15 protein-coding genes are annotated in these 16,164 nt (G+C 59.4%); 14 read left to right on the top strand and 1 reads right to left on the bottom strand.

Annotation, left to right across the window (positions count from 1 at the left end):
• Positions 1 to 2: 2 nt before the first annotated feature.
• Positions 3 to 884: a lytic transglycosylase domain-containing protein gene (locus tag ACR0NB_RS00870; RefSeq protein WP_254430689.1), complete on the bottom strand. Its 882-nt coding sequence runs from the start codon at positions 882 to 884 to the stop codon at positions 3 to 5.
• Positions 885 to 1,222: 338 nt separating this feature from the next.
• On the opposite strand from ACR0NB_RS00870, the gene ACR0NB_RS00865 reads away from it, so the two are divergent.
• The 14 genes from ACR0NB_RS00865 (at position 1,223) to ACR0NB_RS00800 (ending at position 16,144) form a co-directional block, all read left to right on the top strand.
• On the top strand, positions 1,223 to 1,450 hold the full coding sequence (locus ACR0NB_RS00865; protein ID WP_093962753.1) for a Flp family type IVb pilin: 228 nt from the start codon (positions 1,223 to 1,225) through the stop codon (positions 1,448 to 1,450).
• A 243-nt stretch (positions 1,451 to 1,693) separates the two neighbouring features.
• Positions 1,694 to 1,945, top strand: coding sequence for a hypothetical protein (locus tag ACR0NB_RS00860; RefSeq protein ID WP_170337531.1), 252 nt, complete (start codon positions 1,694 to 1,696; stop codon positions 1,943 to 1,945).
• 277 nt (positions 1,946 to 2,222) lie between these two features.
• A complete protein-coding gene (gene cpaB, locus ACR0NB_RS00855; RefSeq protein ID WP_093962755.1) occupies positions 2,223 to 3,104 on the top strand; it encodes a Flp pilus assembly protein CpaB in 882 nt (293 codons plus the stop codon).
• Positions 3,105 to 3,300: 196 nt separating this feature from the next.
• On the top strand, positions 3,301 to 4,707 hold the full coding sequence (locus ACR0NB_RS00850) for a type II and III secretion system protein family protein (protein ID WP_093963039.1): 1,407 nt from the start codon (positions 3,301 to 3,303) through the stop codon (positions 4,705 to 4,707).
• Positions 4,708 to 4,723: 16 nt separating this feature from the next.
• Positions 4,724 to 5,353 (top strand): OmpA family protein, encoded by a 630-nt coding sequence (locus ACR0NB_RS00845; RefSeq protein WP_093962756.1) that lies wholly within the window; start codon positions 4,724 to 4,726, stop codon positions 5,351 to 5,353.
• A gap of 197 nt (positions 5,354 to 5,550) precedes the next feature.
• Positions 5,551 to 6,786, top strand: coding sequence for a CpaE/TadZ family protein (locus ACR0NB_RS00840; protein WP_093962757.1), 1,236 nt, complete (start codon positions 5,551 to 5,553; stop codon positions 6,784 to 6,786).
• Between the two features lie 27 nt (positions 6,787 to 6,813).
• Positions 6,814 to 8,265, top strand: a complete 1,452-nt coding sequence (locus ACR0NB_RS00835) for a TadA family conjugal transfer-associated ATPase (protein WP_170390647.1) — start codon at positions 6,814 to 6,816, stop codon at positions 8,263 to 8,265.
• Positions 8,266 to 8,276: 11 nt separating this feature from the next.
• Complete coding sequence (locus ACR0NB_RS00830; RefSeq protein WP_093962759.1) at positions 8,277 to 9,245, top strand: type II secretion system F family protein; 969 nt, start codon at positions 8,277 to 8,279, stop codon at positions 9,243 to 9,245.
• 10 nt (positions 9,246 to 9,255) lie between these two features.
• Positions 9,256 to 10,239 carry a type II secretion system F family protein gene (locus ACR0NB_RS00825; RefSeq protein ID WP_093962760.1) on the top strand — a complete coding sequence of 328 codons (984 nt, stop codon included), beginning with the start codon at positions 9,256 to 9,258 and terminating at the stop codon, positions 10,237 to 10,239.
• Between the two features lie 4 nt (positions 10,240 to 10,243).
• The gene (locus tag ACR0NB_RS00820; protein WP_170370881.1) at positions 10,244 to 10,825 is read left to right on the top strand and encodes a tetratricopeptide repeat protein; all 582 of its coding nucleotides are present in this window, start codon (positions 10,244 to 10,246) and stop codon (positions 10,823 to 10,825) included.
• Between the two features lie 29 nt (positions 10,826 to 10,854).
• Complete coding sequence (locus tag ACR0NB_RS00815) at positions 10,855 to 11,706, top strand: tetratricopeptide repeat protein (protein ID WP_170358176.1); 852 nt, start codon at positions 10,855 to 10,857, stop codon at positions 11,704 to 11,706.
• A 3-nt stretch (positions 11,707 to 11,709) separates the two neighbouring features.
• On the top strand, positions 11,710 to 12,255 hold the full coding sequence (locus ACR0NB_RS00810) for a prepilin peptidase (protein ID WP_480774707.1): 546 nt from the start codon (positions 11,710 to 11,712) through the stop codon (positions 12,253 to 12,255).
• A 117-nt stretch (positions 12,256 to 12,372) separates the two neighbouring features.
• Positions 12,373 to 13,680, top strand: a complete 1,308-nt coding sequence (locus ACR0NB_RS00805; protein ID WP_093962764.1) for a P-loop NTPase family protein — start codon at positions 12,373 to 12,375, stop codon at positions 13,678 to 13,680.
• Between the two features lie 52 nt (positions 13,681 to 13,732).
• Positions 13,733 to 16,144: a ligase-associated DNA damage response DEXH box helicase gene (locus ACR0NB_RS00800; RefSeq protein ID WP_480774706.1), complete on the top strand. Its 2,412-nt coding sequence runs from the start codon at positions 13,733 to 13,735 to the stop codon at positions 16,142 to 16,144.
• The last annotated feature ends 20 nt before the right edge of the window (positions 16,145 to 16,164 follow it).

Below are 16,164 nucleotides of genomic sequence, written 5' to 3'. Positions count from 1 at the left end.
TTTCAATTCATGGACTGAAAGACGCACCCGTCGGAAATCAGCATCGGAGGAGTGGCACACAACGCTCGGGCCACCTGGAAGGCGGCTAGAACTTTGGGGACATAGTCGCGCGTTTCAGCATAAGGCGGGACGCCATTGTGCTTTCGCACCGCGCCTTCACCGGCGTTGTATCCCGCCAGGACGAGAATCGGGTCGTCGTTGAACTCACCCATCAGCCAATCGAGGTACTTCACGCCGCCGGCGATATTCTGTTCCGGCAACATGCTGTCGGTCACGCCGAACCGCTTGGCTGTGGCAGGCATCAGTTGCATCAAACCCTGTGCTCCGGCGGAGCTGACGGCAGTGGGGCGACCGCCTGATTCAACGGACATGACCGCAAGGACCAGCGCTGGCGACACTTTTGTTCCTACGGTCGTACGGAGAATATCGACCCCGCGCTGCTCGACGATCTTCTGAAGGTTCTGCAGCCGCGGAGATGAAATCTGGGTCGCCGCCAAAGCCTGCAGGGCTTCGTCAAGGCGGCCGGGGCCGGCTCGGGTCATATCCGGCGATACCTTTTCCCAGAACGCCTTGTACGCGCCCTCAGGGGTCTTTTTCTTCATTATGTCCGGAAAGGCCGCCGGAGGGACTTTGGTCCGGGCTATGATATCGGGCACGACCAAATCGGGGCCCGTGCTGGGCGCTGAAGGTGCTGATGCGTGTTCTTGCGGACTGATCTGAACCGTCACTCGCGGGCGTTCCCCCGCTTTGGGAGCCTTGATCCGTTTGTAAACGCCGCGTGGCTCGATATCCGCAGCAGGTGCCGGAGCCGCCACGGCAACCAGCAACGCCAAAACGCCGGCGCATGTCAGTGCGTCCCGGAAAATCATTTCTGCCTGCCTCATCTGTTCTTTTGAGTTGATTTGATACGCGAATCTTCCCGCAAGGCCAGAAAAACAAAGCGAATTGGGGCGGTTTTGCCTCATTTGGCGCAATTTTGCACCGCCGAAACAGCACAGCGGGTTGGTGTGGGAAATTTTTTATTATTTATTTCAATAGATTACCAGATTAGTGACCAAAAAGTTAAGCCTGAGGCAAAAAATTCGTTGTTTGGCCCAATTCCTGCCACGCACGAGGGGCAAACATAGTGCCATACCGAGACGGTCATGAGCCGACTGAGAGATGACGCTCTGAAAGACCCCGAGGTTTTATTGACTTTTTGATCCTTTAGGAGGGACGTAACATGATCAAGTTCATCAAGAACTTCCGCAAAGACGAAGACGGCGCCGTAACTGTTGACTGGGTCGTTCTGACCGCAGCCGTTGTTGGCCTGGCAGCCGTTGCTTACCAGCAGATCGAAGGCGGCGCGACCGGCCTGGCAACCGACGTTTCCAGCGCCCTGACCAGCGCAACGATCAGCACCGGTTCGAACTCGGCAGCTGGTGGTATCACCACCGCCGGCAGCAACTAAGCTGACTTCATCCCAATCGGGATACAAGGCCGCGCCTGAGGGCGCGGCCTTTTCCTTTGAAGCAAGACAGACGCTGCGCATCGGATTTCGGGCGCCGGGCCAAGCATGGCCCACGTTTGGCCTAAATTCCGCCACGGCGACGCGTTTAAGTCTTTGATAATTAGTTTTTAGGTGCCCGCGAGAATTCTGGTCGCCATCAGAAACCGGAACTGGGCGGAATCACTCTGTCAGGAGGGACGCGAAATGATCAAGTTCATCAGGAACTTCAAAAAAGATGATAGCGGTGCGATCACCGTCGACTGGGTGGTACTGACCGCAGCCGTCACCGGCCTGGCAGCGATTGCCTACGCTTTGATCCAAGGCGGGACCGAGGGCTTGGCCGACGATGTTGAGGCGGCCCTTTCCGACTCGGCGATCAGCATCAGCACCGGCGACAGCAACACGGCCGTTGGCGGGATCATCACCGGTGGATCGAACGGATCCGGCGGCAACTGATTTTCGGGAACTTGGCCAACCGGCCACATGACAACCGCGCCAGCCGGGCGCGGTTGTTCGCGTTTGCCCCCTGCCTTCTCCGCACCGCACAACCCATGCTGGGATACAGCAGACGCCACGTCACGAGATGCTCGTTCGCAACGTTCTGTGCCAATAAAACAACGAAAAATATCCATTTGTCCCACATTTCGACACAATTCCGATTTAGGAAATATGCTGTTTCAATGTCCTGCCCGGACCGATACAGGTCCGGCCAGAGCAATAAAGAGGTATACGCATGCGAGCTGTATTTGGTCTTGTCCTGATCGTCGGGGTCGCCTTGGCTGGCGGTGCGGTCTATATGGCCCGCAACTATATTGCCGAGTATCAGAACGCCCTGGCGCGTGAACGGCAGATGGCCGAAGAGGCCCTTGCCAACGCCAAGGTCGACGTCGTTCCGACCGTCGGCGTGATCGTCTCTGAGCGTCCTCTGAAATACGGTGAGCGTTTGACCCAGGAAGATGTGCGCGTCGTGGAATGGCCTGAGAATGCTGTTCCGGAGGGGTCGTTCACCGATATGACGGCCCTGTTCCCGGAAACCGGCAACAATGAACGCTTTGTTCTGCGCACCATGGAAAAGGACGAGGCCATCATGGAGGTCAAGATCACCCGTCCGGGTGAGCTGGCCGGCCTGACCTCGCGCCTCGAAAAAGGTATGCGCGCGTTCGCCATCAGTGTTGATGTTGCCTCGGGCGTTTCGGGCTTTCTTCGCCCCGGCGACGTTGTTGATGTGTACTGGACCGGATCGCTGCGCAGCGCGGTCGAAGGGGCAAACGGGGAAATCACCCGCTTGATCCAGACCAATATCGAGTTGATCGCCGTCGATCAGACGGCGGGATCGGATGTCACCGGCACAACCATTGCCCGGACCGTCACCGTCGCCGCCACCCCGGAACAGATCGCGGCCCTGGCGCAGGCGCAAAACACCGGACGCCTGTCTCTGGCGTTGGTCGGGGTTCAGGATGAAACCGTCGCAAGTGCGATCGAGGTTGACCAACGCAAACTGTTGGGAATCGAAGAAGCGGCCCCCGCGCCGAAGAAAGAGGCCGAGAAGGTCTGCACCATCCGGACTCGCCGCGGCGACCAGATCGTCGAGACCCCGATCCCCTGCACAAACTGACGCCCATTCAGAGCGTTACCATGCCCGAGCCGCGCATGATGCGCGGCTCGTTTCGTTTGGGTTGTTGCGCATTGTCCACATAAGGAAAATTCCAGAAACCCTTGATTATTGCAATAAATCCGGAATTCGCGCAGAGTTCATCACCATAGGGCATAAGACCCAAAAAAATAGAGTGGTGATCGGAGAGGCAGGTCACATGACAATACGTTCCTTGATTGGTTCGACCCTTTTGGGGTTGGCCCTAGTTCTGAGCCCGGTCGGCGATTCCGCCTGGGCCCAAAATCTTCGCGTGGTGAAAAAGGGCACGGCGGAAACGCTGGATGTGCCCATGAACCGCGCCATCGTGGTTGAAAGCGAACAGCCGTTTGCGGAGCTCAGCATCGCGAATGCAGGCATTGCGGACATCTCGTCGCTTTCGGACCGCACAATCTACGTCTTGGGCAAAGCGCCAGGCATGACGACGCTGACACTATTTGACGGCGCCGGAAACCTGATCACGAACGTCCGCGTTCGCGTTGCGCCCGATGTGACCGAATTCAAAGAGCGCCTGCGCCAGATTCTGCCAAATGAGCGAATCGAAGTGCGGACCGCCAATGACGGCATCGTTCTCTCGGGCACGGTCTCCAGCGCAGCTAAACTGGCACGTGCTCTGGAACTGGCCGAGCGCTATGCGCCCGAGCGTGTGTCGAACCTGATGAATGTCGGCGGCGTACAGCAGGTCATGTTGAAAGTCCGCTTTGCCGAGATGAACCGGTCGGTCGCCAAGAACCTGTCCGCCTCGCTTGGTTTTTCCGGCGGTGACGCGACCGGTGGTATCAACACGCTGAACAACCAGTTGTCCCTGAGCAACGCGTTGGCCAACAACATCCCGGCGGTTCAGTCGAACACTGGCGCGATTCTGTTCGGCTTTGGCGCAGGCTCCACCCAGGTCCGGCTGCTGCTGGAAGCGCTGGAAGCCAAGGGCCTGGCCCGTAGCCTGGCCGAGCCCAACTTGTCGGCACTGTCCGGGCAGGAGGCAACCTTCCTCGCCGGTGGTGAAGTGCCGATTCCGGTTCCTCAGGATGACGGTGTGGTTGCCATTGAATACAAGGCTTTCGGTGTCGAAATCGACTTCGTTCCGCGCGTCGTCGACGGTGACCTGATTAACCTTGAGATGGCGGCGGCGGTGTCCAGTATCGACACCAGCTCGAACTTCACCATCAACGGTGACACGGTCCCCAGCTTCATCACGCGCCAGACCAGCACAACGGTCGAACTGCGAGATGGTGAGAGCTTTGCGATCGCCGGCCTGATTCAGGACGACTTTACCGACCTGAGCAACCAAATCCCGTGGTTGGGTGACGTACCTGTTCTGGGTGCATTGTTCCGCAGCGCGGAGTACCAGCGCGAGCAGAGCGAACTGGTGATCATTATCACCGCGCATCTGGTTTCCCCGACCCGTGGCGAAGCCCTGGCGCTGCCGACCGACCGCGTGAAGCCGCCCAGCGAATTCGACCTGTTCATGAACGGCAGAACTGCCCGGACGGAACGGGTTGGCAATGGAGCCGCATCGGAAGTCGCCAAGCAGGACTTTGGCAACTCCTACGGCTACGTCCTGGATTGATAGGGAGGACAGACCAATGCAGAAGTGGATCATCACACTGGGTCTTACAGTCGCTGTCGCCAGCTGTACCCGTGAGGCCGGCTATGAAGTGGACCAGGGCGCATTCGGCAACGCAACGCTGAACAACATCCAGGTCATGAACGGCGAGTTGACCTATGGCCAGATCCTGGCGCAGCGATTCGCTGCCGAGGTTCCGACCCAGATCAACTTTGCGTTCGACAGTGCGCAGCTGGATTCGGCAGCACGCCAGATTCTGCTGTATCAGGCGAACTGGATCAAACAGTTCCCCGAAGCACGTTTCCGCGTGTACGGCCACACCGACGCCGTCGGATCCCAATCCTACAACAACAGTCTGGGTCTGCGCCGCGCGCAAGCGGTCGTCAACTTCTTCGCGCAACAGGGTATTTCCCGCTCGCGTCTGGAAGCCGTTGTTTCGTATGGCAAAACGCAGCCACTGGTGGCCACGCCCAATCGGGATCGCCGCAACCGCCGCACCGTTACCGAGGTGTCGGGTCTGGTCGATCGCCATCCCAACATCCTGGATGGCAAGTATGCTGACTTCGTTTATCGCGAGTACATCGAAAGCGCGACATTCAAGAGCCAGCTGCGCCGCGAAACGGCCATCGGCGACACCAGCGAACAATAATCAGAAATTGGGCGGCATCGTCGCCCAATTCCCTACAATTGGTTTTTTTGCGCCCAATTCTTGCCCCACTTCCACGCAACATTGTGAACAATTGGGTGACCTGCGGCCAGAATTGACCGCTTAGGGCGACAGCAAGCTGAAACACGGACTGGTATTGTATCGACGTTTGCTGCGCTCTCACGACGAGGATTGTGTTAATGACGAGCGCAACGCCGCAAAATGACGACACCGGCATTCTGGCCTGTACCATCAGCCGAGATGTCCAGAACTTCGACCTGTTGATCGAGGACATGGAAGCCGCTTTGGGCGAGCGCTGGGGTGACCTTGGCTTTGCCGAAGCCCTTGCCTTTTTCAGCCAGCCCGAAGCCGAGTCGCTTCAATTCGTGGCCCTCGCGATCGACGGTGAGGACGAGGACAATCTGACCTTGATGGGTGAGATCATCACCCAAGCCAAGGAAAAGAAGATTAAAGTTGTCCTGATTGCCGAGGACGTGACCCCCGCCGCGCTTCATCAGTTGTTGCGCAAGGGTGCCGATGAATTCGTCCCCTACCCTCTTCCCGAGAACGAACTGCAGGAAGCGATCGACCGCATGAATGCGCCCGAACCTGTCGTGACTCCGCAACAGGTTTCCGTCCCGCTGGCCTCAGGAGCTTCGAAAGAAGGCGCTTTGTTTGTTGTTCAGGGCTTGGCCGGCGGCGTCGGTGCAACGACTCTGGCCGTGAACCTGGCCTGGGAATTGGCAACCGTATCGCAAAAGGATGCACCCAAGGTCTGCCTGATCGACCTGGATCTGCAATACGGAACCATCTCGACCTATCTGGACCTGCCCCGCCGTGAAACCGTGTTCGAAATGCTGTCGGACACCGTGGCCATGGATGACGAAGTGTTTGGGCAGGCTCTGCAGACATTCGACGAGAAGCTGGATGTCCTGACGGCCCCGACCGACATGGTGCCTCTGGATATTCTCACGCACGAAGACATCCAGCGGGTGATCGACATGGCCCGCAAGCACTACGACTATGTCGTGGTCGACATGCCGAAGACGCTGGTGCACTGGTCCGAGACCGTTTTGCAGGCCGCGCATGTCTATTTTGCTCTGATCGAACTGGATATGCGGTCCGCTCAGAACGCGTTGCGTCTGAAACGTGCCCTTCAAGCCGAGGAATTGCCGTTCAACAAGCTTCGCTTTGCTTTGAACCGCGCACCCAAGTTCACGGACCTGAGCGGCAAAAGCCGCGTCAAGCGCATGGGTGAAAGCCTGGGAATCTCAATCGACCTGCAACTGCCGGATGGCGGCAAGCCGGTCATGCAAAGCGGCGACCATGGTCTGCCTTTGGCCAGCTCGGCCGGCAAGAATCCTCTTCGCCGCGAAATCGCAAAGCTGGCTCAATCCTTGCACAGCCTCGGCAGCAACAGCGCCGAAGCGGCATAACGAAGGCTATTAGGGGGAGAAACCGCCGTGTTCTCACGTTACAAAAAACCATCAGGTGCGCAGCCGGTTGCGACCCCTGCGCAAGCCCCCAAGGCCGCCGAAGCCCCGGCTGCTCCGGCAGCTGCCCCCTCGCCGTCCACCGCGATTGCCCGCAAACCGGTGGCCAAAACCGCCGCGGAAGCCAAGGGCAACGACCGCGAACGCAAGCGCAAGGAACGGCTGAGTGAAATCAAGATCGAGCTGCATCGGGAACTTCTGGAAAACCTGAACCTGGCGGCTCTGGAAAACGCAGCCGAAGCCGAACTGCGCACCGAAATCAGCGCGATCGCGAGCGAGGTTCTGGAAGCCAAGAACATCGTTCTCAATCGCGAAGACCGGACCCAGTTGAACAAGGAATTGTACGACGAAGTTACCGGTCTGGGTCCGCTCGAAACACTGCTTCAAGACGACTCTGTCAGCGATATTCTGGTCAACGGCCCGCATCAGATCTTTGTTGAACGCTTCGGCAAGCTCGAACTGAGCGACGTATCGTTCAAAGACGAAAAGCACCTGATGCGGATCATCGACAAGATCGTGTCCGCCGTTGGTCGCCGGGTCGATGAATCCAACCCCTATGTTGACGCCCGTCTGCGCGACGGGTCTCGTTTCAACGCCATGGTTCCACCGATCGCGGTGGACGGGTCCCTGGTTTCCATCCGGAAATTCAAGAAAGACAAGCTTGGCATCGACGATCTGGTCAATTTCGGCGCGTTTACCGAAGAAATGGCCGCGTATCTTCAGGCCGCCGTCTCCACTCGTCTGAACATCATCGTGTCTGGTGGTACGGGTTCGGGTAAGACGACCACGCTCAACGCGCTGTCCAGCTTCATCGATGACGCAGAACGCATTCTGACCATCGAGGATACGGCGGAACTGCAGCTGCAGCAGACCCATGTGGGCCGGATGGAAAGCCGCCCGCCCAACGTAGAAGGCAAAGGCGAGGTCAGCCCGCGCGACTGTCTGAAAAATGCTCTGCGGATGCGCCCTGACCGCATCATCGTGGGCGAAACGCGCGGCGCTGAGGTGATCGACATGCTGCAGGCCATGAACACTGGCCATGACGGCTCGATGACCACGATCCACGCCAACTCGGCCCGTGACGGTATCTCGCGACTTGAAAACATGATCGCGATGGCCGGGATCGAAATGCCGATCAAGGCCGTACGCAGCCAGATCGCAAGCGCTGTGAACCTGATCGTCCAGGCCAGCCGTCTGCAGGATGGTTCGCGCCGCATGACCTCGATCACCGAGATCACCGGGATGGAAGGTGACGTAATCTCGATGCAGGAAATCTTTAAATTCCAACGAGTTGGCCTGACGCCCGACAATAAGATCATTGGTCATTTCACGGCCACCGGCGTTCGCAGCCACTATTCCGAACGGTTCCGTCTGTGGGGGTATGACCTGCCCGCATCGATCTACGAACCGACGACAATGTAGGAGATCAGGGCATGCAACTGCCAACCGAGGCGCTCATCTATGTCGCGATCTTCGTCGGGGTTCTGGCGCTGGTCGAAGGTATCTATCTGGTGGCTTTCGGCAAATCCATCAGCCTGAACAGCCGCGTCAATCGCCGTCTGGACATGATCGACAAAGGCGTCGGGCGCGAACAGGTTCTGGAGCAGCTGCGCAAGGAAATGCAGCAGCACATGAAGTCGCAGAGCATTCCGCTCTACTCGCTGTTGGCCGACAAGGCCCAGAAGGCGGCGATTGCCTTCAGCCCGCGGCAACTGGTCATGATCATGGCACTGGTGTCCGTGGTCGCGTTCATGGGCCTGAGCATCGGCACCAGAACCGACACAATCCTGCGGGCAGCTCTGTCGATCGCAATCGGTATCGGCGCTGTCTATGCCTGGGTCAATCACAAGGCCAAGAAGCGCATGGGCATGCTTGAAGAGCAGTTGCCCGATGCCGTGGAACTGATGGTGCGCTCACTTCGGGTCGGCAACCCGTTCGTTTCGACGATCCAGATCGTCGCGAACGAGGTGCAGGATCCGCTTGCGACCGAATTTGGCGTGATTGCCGACGAATGCGCCTATGGCCGTGACGTGGGCGAGGCGTTGAAGGACATGGCCGAACGTCTGGACATGCAGGATTTGCGCTTTCTCGCGGTCGCCGTTGGCATCCAGCAGCAGTCGGGCGGCAACCTAGCCGAGATCCTTGACGGGCTTGCCAAGGTGATCCGTGCACGGTTCCGTCTGTTCCGCAGGGTCAAGGCGATCACGGCCGAGGCGCAGTGGTCGGGCAAGTTCCTGTCGGGGTTCCCACTGTTTTGCTTGGTTTTCATTCTGGTCAAGGACCCCGGGTATTATGACTCGGTTCTGGACCACAAATGGTTCATTCCCGCCTGTTTTGTCGTGGGGATCATGCTGACGCTGAACCTGATCGTCATGCGCATTCTCACCAACATCAAGGTCTGAGGGCACGACCATGGAATTTCTGACCCAAATCAACGACATGCTGACGGATCAATTGGGCGAGTTCGGCCCGCTGATCGTCGTCGGCGTGCTGGGATTGTTCATGGTCCTGGTGACCATTCCGATCCTTTTGAACCAGCCGGAAGATCCCTTGAAAAAGCTGCAGCGTGCAAACGCTGCGCCTAAAAAGGAAAAGCGCGGCAAGAAGGATCAGTTGCGCAACTCGGGCCGGAACGAACAGCTTGAAAAGTTCGCGACCTTCCTTGAGCCGAAAGATGAAGAAGAATACTCGGCCATGGAGCTCAAGCTGCGCCAGGCCGGTTACCGCTCGAAAGACTCCGTTCGGTTCTTCCACTTTGCGCAATTTGCGTTGGGGATCACCGGGATCGTTTTGGGTGTTCTCCTGGTGACCGTGTTTTCAAACGGGCAGGAATTCACCGGTCAGCAAATGATGATCCGCGTTCTGGTGCCGGGTGCCATCGGATACTACATTCCAAAATACTGGATCACGCGCCGGATCGAAGAGCGCAAAGAGAACATTATCGCGGGCTTTCCCGACACGCTTGACCTGATGCTGGTCTGCGTGGAAGCCGGTCAGTCTCTGGACCAGGCGATCGTGCGTGTGGCCGGCGAGATGAAGGCCTCCTACCCCGATATTGCGCAGGAATTCGAGATCGTGGCCTATGAGATGAAGGCCGGCAAAGAGAAAGATCAGGTTCTTCGCGATTTCGGGACGCGTTGCGGTGTCCAAGATGTGAGCTCTTTCGTGACGGTGATGATTCAATCGGCCACATTCGGTACGTCGATTGCCGACGCCCTGCGGGTTTATGCCGGCGAGATGCGCGACAAACGCGTCATGCGCGCCGAAGAAGCCGCGAACAAGTTGCCAACGAAAATGACCCTTGCCACAATGATGCTGACGGTGCCGCCGCTGCTGATCATTCTGGTCGGTCCCTCGGCAAAAGGCATCATGGAGTTCGGTAACAGAGGCCAATAAGCCCATGCCCTCATGCAACCGGTGCGCCCGCTTCGGGCTCCACCGCCTGATGATAGCCACCGCGGTTCTTGCCGTGGTGGCTTCGTGTACGGACCCAAGTCTTTCGAACGGGCCTTTCGCCCCCGGCGTCGACCCCAAAGGTGGGCCGATTGACGAAATTGCTGTCGGGAACCGATTGATGGCAGCCGGAGAATACGAACTGGCCATGGAATCGTTCACCCGCGCGGCCCTGACGGAAGGGATGACCCCGGAAATCCTGACCTCGATCGGAACCGCCAATCTCGGCCTCAGGCGGCTGGGACAAGCCGAACCCCTCTTGCGACAAGCGGTCGAGGAAGACCCGGATTGGTCGGTTGCGTGGAACAATCTCGGCGTTCTGCTGATGGAAAAAGGTGAGTATGCCGAGGCCGCGCAGGTCTTCCAAAGGGCCTATGCGCTGGACAATGGCGAAAGTGACGCAATCCGTGACAATCTTCGCTTAGCGCTCGCAAAAATGGAAAATCCTGTTAATAATACACCACAAGAACAAGAATATACGCTGGAGCAGCAAGGGAACGGAGCTTTCCTGCTGCGGAAGAACCAGTAACAGAGGCAAGAGCAGTAAGGGACGCAAAAATGCGCCAACAATTCCTGATTCCGACAGTCGTCGTGTGCGGGCTGATCCTGTCTGCATGCGCAAAAGAAACCGAAGAAGAAAAAGTCGAACGCACGTTCCAGGAAGTGAACGTCATCGATGAGACGAACCTCAACGACGTGATGCTCAATGCGGCTGACCCGAATGAGGCAGTGACCTATTTCCGTGGAGCAGCCGGCAAGAATCCAGATCGGATCGATTTGCAGCGCGGCCTTGCCATTTCGCTGACCCGCGCCAAGCGCAGCACCGAAGCATCGGCCGCCTGGAAGCGCGTGACCGCGATGTCCGGTGCAACGAACGCGGATCGCGTCGATTATGCGGACTCGTTGGTCCGCAGTGGTGATTGGAAGGCGGCAAAGGCAGCGCTGGACCAGATCCCCCCGACCTACGAGACGTTCAAACGCTATCGGCTTGAAGCCTTGGTGGCAGACGCCAGCAAGGATTGGAAGCGTGCGGACCAGTTCTATGAAACCGCAATCGGGCTGACCACACGGCCGGCCGGCGTGATGAACAACTGGGGGTATTCCAAGTTGACCCGCGGCCAATATTCCGAGGCCGAGCGCCTGTTCACCGAGGCCATCAGACAAGACAGTTCATTGTTCACGGCGAAGAACAACCTGGTACTTGCCCGCTCGGCGCAGGGGAATTACTCCATGCCGGTGATCCCGATGTCCCAGACCGAACGCGCGGAACTCTTGAACACGATGGGCATCTCGGCCGTGAAGCGCGGTGACATCAACACTGCCAAGAACCTGTTCCGGGAAGCCATCGCCACCCATCCGCAGCATTTCGACGAAGCGGTTCGGTCGCTCCGCGCGCTCGAGGAAGCATAAAGCATGGAAATTCCTGCAGTGGCAGCCCAGTGGTTTCTACCATTTGTGCTGCCCATCTGTTTCTATGTCGCGTTCACCGACATGCGGGAAATGAAGATCAAGAACCATGCGGTCACAGCTTTGGCCTTGGTTTTTGTGGTGGTCGGGCTGATTGTGCTGCCACCTTGGTCCGGCGATTGGGTTGGGGCCAGCATCGGGCCTTTGCAGTTTTCTCTGCCGGTCTATGCTTGGCAGCTGTTCCATCTGGTGGTCGTGCTTTTTTTTGGCATTCTTCTCAATGCCGCAGGCGCCATGGGTGCGGGCGACGCCAAGTTCTGCGCGGCTGCGGCTCCGTTCGTATGGGTTGGTGATTTCTTGCTGGTGATGGTGATTCTGATGGTCACGACGCTGGCCGCGTTTGCCACCCATCGGCTGGCCAAATACTCCCGCCTGCGCCAGATCGCCCCGAACTGGGAAAGCTGGGATCAGGGCAAGAAATTCCCCATGGGGCTGGCCTTGGGTGCGAGTCTTGGCATCTATTTGATTTTGGGCGCAATTAACGGCTCGTAAACCATCATGTCTGCGCCTTGCCCGCGCCTTGGTCCTGCCACAAAGCTGCGCCAGATTTTCCGCAAGTGGTCCCTTTCGGGACACAAGGATTGACAACTGGATAGACGAGCCGCGCTCATGAACATGCAGACCTCATCCGTTATGGCTCCTCCTGCCCCGAAGGGTCTGGGGGAAATGCAGCTTCCGCTTGTTATGATGCGGGACATCCTTCTGAAGACCGTTTTCCGCAAGAATGTGGACACGGTGAGCGAGATCGCCGCCTCGATCTGTCTGCCGAGTTCGGTGACGCAGGAATTGGTCGACATCGCCCGCGAACAGAAGCTGCTTGAGGCGACTGGGACATTGAACGCCAACAGCGGCAACGAAATGGGCTATCAACTGACCGACGCCGGCAAGGCACGGGCGTTGGACGCGCTGAGCCAATCCGAATACTTTGGCGCCATGCCCGTTCCGCTGGAGGTCTACCGCGAGCAGGTCAAACGACAGTCGATCCGGAACATCCAAGTCACGCGCGATCAGCTGACCGGCGCCATGGGGCACCTTGTCCTGCCGGACAGCCTGCTTGACCACCTGGGCCCTGCGGTCAGCGCCGGTCGCTCGATCCTGATGTACGGCCCGCCGGGTAACGGTAAGTCTTCGATTTCAAACGGAATTCGGGATGCGTTGGGTGACAACGTCTTTGTTCCGTATGCCATCGAATATGCCGGTCAGGTGATTACCGTGTACGACCCGATCGTGCACACAGCGATCGAGCAAGAGGCTGACGACCCGAACAGCCTGCGCCGCCGCAAGCGGTTCGACACGCGGTACGTCCAGTGTGAACGCCCCACGGTGGTCACGGGTGGTGAACTGTCGCTGAGCATGCTGGACCTGGTCTACAACCCCACGGCGCGCACCTATCAGGCGCCGCTGCAGCTGAAATCGACCGGCGGCATCTTCATCGTGGACGACCTTGGCCGCCAGGCCGAGCCGCCGCAGGCCCTGATCAACCGGTGGATTGTTCCGCTGGAAGAGGGCAAGGACATTCTGGGCCTTCAGTCGGGTGAAAAGTTCGAAGTTCCCTTCGACACGCTGGTCATCTTCTCGACTAACTTCCACCCGAACGAGATCTTCGACCAGGCCGCGCTTCGCCGGATCTTCTTCAAGATCAAGATCGACGGCCCGAACCAGGAAAACTTCCTGAAGATCTTCGCCATGGTGGCCCGCAAGCGCGGCATTCCGTTGGACGAGGCCGCACTGGTACATCTGTTGAAGGTCAAATACCCGACCATCAACAATGTCTATGCGAACTATCAGCCGATCTTCCTGATCGATCAGATGATCTCGATCTGCGAATTCGAGGGCATCCCCTATCAAATGAGCCCGGAATTGATCGACCGCGCCTGGGCGAACATGTTCGTCAAGGACGAGGAAATCGTTAAGTAAGACGGGCCCAAACCGCATTCCGCTTTGTCACCGGGCGGGCTAGTCTGCGCATATGACGCAGATTCCCGCCCGGATTGACACCTGGTTTACCGCCAGAGGTTGGTCCATCCACCCGCATCAACAGGCCATGATCGACCGGGCGCGGGCCCCGGCGACGCTGTTGATCGCGCCCACGGGCGGCGGCAAGACGATGGCCGGGTTCCTGCCCTCGCTGATCGAACTGGCCGAGGGGCGGCACGCGGGGCTGCACACGATCTATGTCTCGCCGCTCAAAGCGCTGGCCGCCGACATCAAGCGCAACCTGCGCGGCCCGGCCGACGAGATGGGCTTGCCGATCCGGATCGAGGATCGCACCGGCGACACCACCCCCACACAGAAGAAACGCCAGCGCGTGGACCCGCCGCATATCCTGCTGACGACTCCGGAAAGCCTGGCGCTGCTGACGTCCTACGAAGATGCACCACGCATGTTTCACGGCGTCCAACGCGTGATCGTGGACGAGATACACGCGCTAGCCGAAAGCAAGCGGGGCGACCAGTTGATGCTGGCCCTTGCGCGCCTGCAGACCCTGTGCCCCGATCTGCGGCGCGTGGGCCTGTCGGCGACGGTCGAGGACCCGGACGCAATCGCGCGCTTTCTGGCCCGCCACCCCGACCCTTGCGACATCGTTCTGGCCGACCCCGGCCCCGACCCCGATATCGCCATGCTGCAAACGGCCGAAATGCCGCCCTGGGCCGGGGGCGGCGCGGCCTATGCCATTCCGGCGGTGCTGGAGCAGGTCCGGCGGCACAAAACGACGCTGATTTTCCACAACACCCGCGCTCAGGCCGAGATCTTCTTTCACAACCTGTGGCTGGCCAATGACGAAGGCCTGCCCATCGGCATCCACCATGGCAGCCTCGACCGGCAACAGCGCGAACGGGTCGAAGCGGCAATGGTCCGTGGCGACCTGCGCGCTATCGTCTGCACCGGCAGCCTTGATCTGGGAATCGATTGGGGCGACGTGGACCTTGTGATCCAGATCGGCGCCCCCAAAAACGTCAAGCGCCTGGTCCAGCGGATCGGGCGGGCCAACCACCGCTACAACGCGCCGTCCAAGGCCCTGCTGGTGCCTGCCAACAGGTTCGAGGTGGTCGAATGCGTCGCCGCGCTGGAGGCCGCGCGCGCGCACGATCTGGACGGCGAGCCGCGCGGCCCCGGCCCGCGTGACGTTTTGTGCCAACACATCCTGATCGCGGCCTGCGCCGGACCGTTCGATGCCGATGCGCTTTATGCCGAGGTCACCTCGGCCGGTCCCTATGCCGATCTGTCCCGCGCGGCCTTCGATGCCTGTCTGGAGTTCTGCGCAACTGGTGGCTATGCGCTGCGGGCCTATGACCGCTGGCAGCGCCTGCAACAGCGCCCCGACGGGTTGTGGCAGCTGCGTGACCCGCGCGCGGCGCAACGCATCCGCATGAACCTGGGCACGATCCAGGACAGCGACACCCTGAAAGTCAGGCTGAAACGCAACCGGGGCGGCAAACCCCTGGGCGAGGTCGAAGAGGCCTTTGCCGCATCGCTGACCCCCGGCGACACCTTCCTGATCGGCGGTCAGATCGTGCGCTATGAAGGGCTGCGCGAAACGGTTGTCGAGGTCACGCGCCGTGCGGACAAAAAGCCCAAGATCGCCACCTTCTCGGGCACCAAGTTCGCCACTTCGACCCAGCTGAGCGACCGCATCCTGCGGATGTTCGCACAGCCCGGCTGGCCGCAACTGCCCGAACATACGGGTGAATGGCTGGAACTGCAGCGCCGGATGTCGCGGCTGCCCGGGCGTGACCGGCTGTTGATCGAGAGCTTTCCCAATGACGGCCGCGAAAACCTGTGCGTCTACGGCTTTGCCGGACGCAACGCACAACAGACGCTGGGTCTGCTGCTGACCAAACGGATGGAGGAAACCGGGCTGGCCCCGCTGGGCTTTGTCGCGACCGACTATGCCACGCTGATCTGGGGACTGGACGCGGTCACCGATCCCAGCCCCCTGTTCCAGATCGAGGCCTTGCGCGACGGGTTGGACAACTGGCTGGCGGGCAACGCGGTGATGAAACGGACCTTCCGCGCTTCGGCCACCATCGCCGGGCTGATCGAGCGCAACACAGGTGGCCAACGCAAAAGCGGGCGGCAGGCGACCTTTTCGTCGGACATCCTGTACGACACGCTGCAGAAATACGACCCCGACCACCTGCTGATGCAGATCACCCGCGAAGAAGCCATGCGCGGGCTGGTCGATTTCGGACGGATCGAGGCCATGATCGCGCGCATCGGCGACCGGATCGACCTGATCCGGCTGGACCGGGTGTCACCACTGGCGGCGCCCTTGCTGCTCGAGGTGGGAAAGGTTCCGGTCAAGGGCGCGGCCGAAGAGCGGCTGCTGGCCGAAGAAAGCGCCCGTTTGTTGCGCGAGGCCGGCCTGGAACCCGCCTGAAGAAACGACTTGCAAATCAC

This window comes from Ruegeria sp. CG3, from assembly GCF_056537205.1.
Note: the sequence above shows the minus strand (reverse complement) of the source record. Positions and strands in the feature narration are given on the sequence as shown.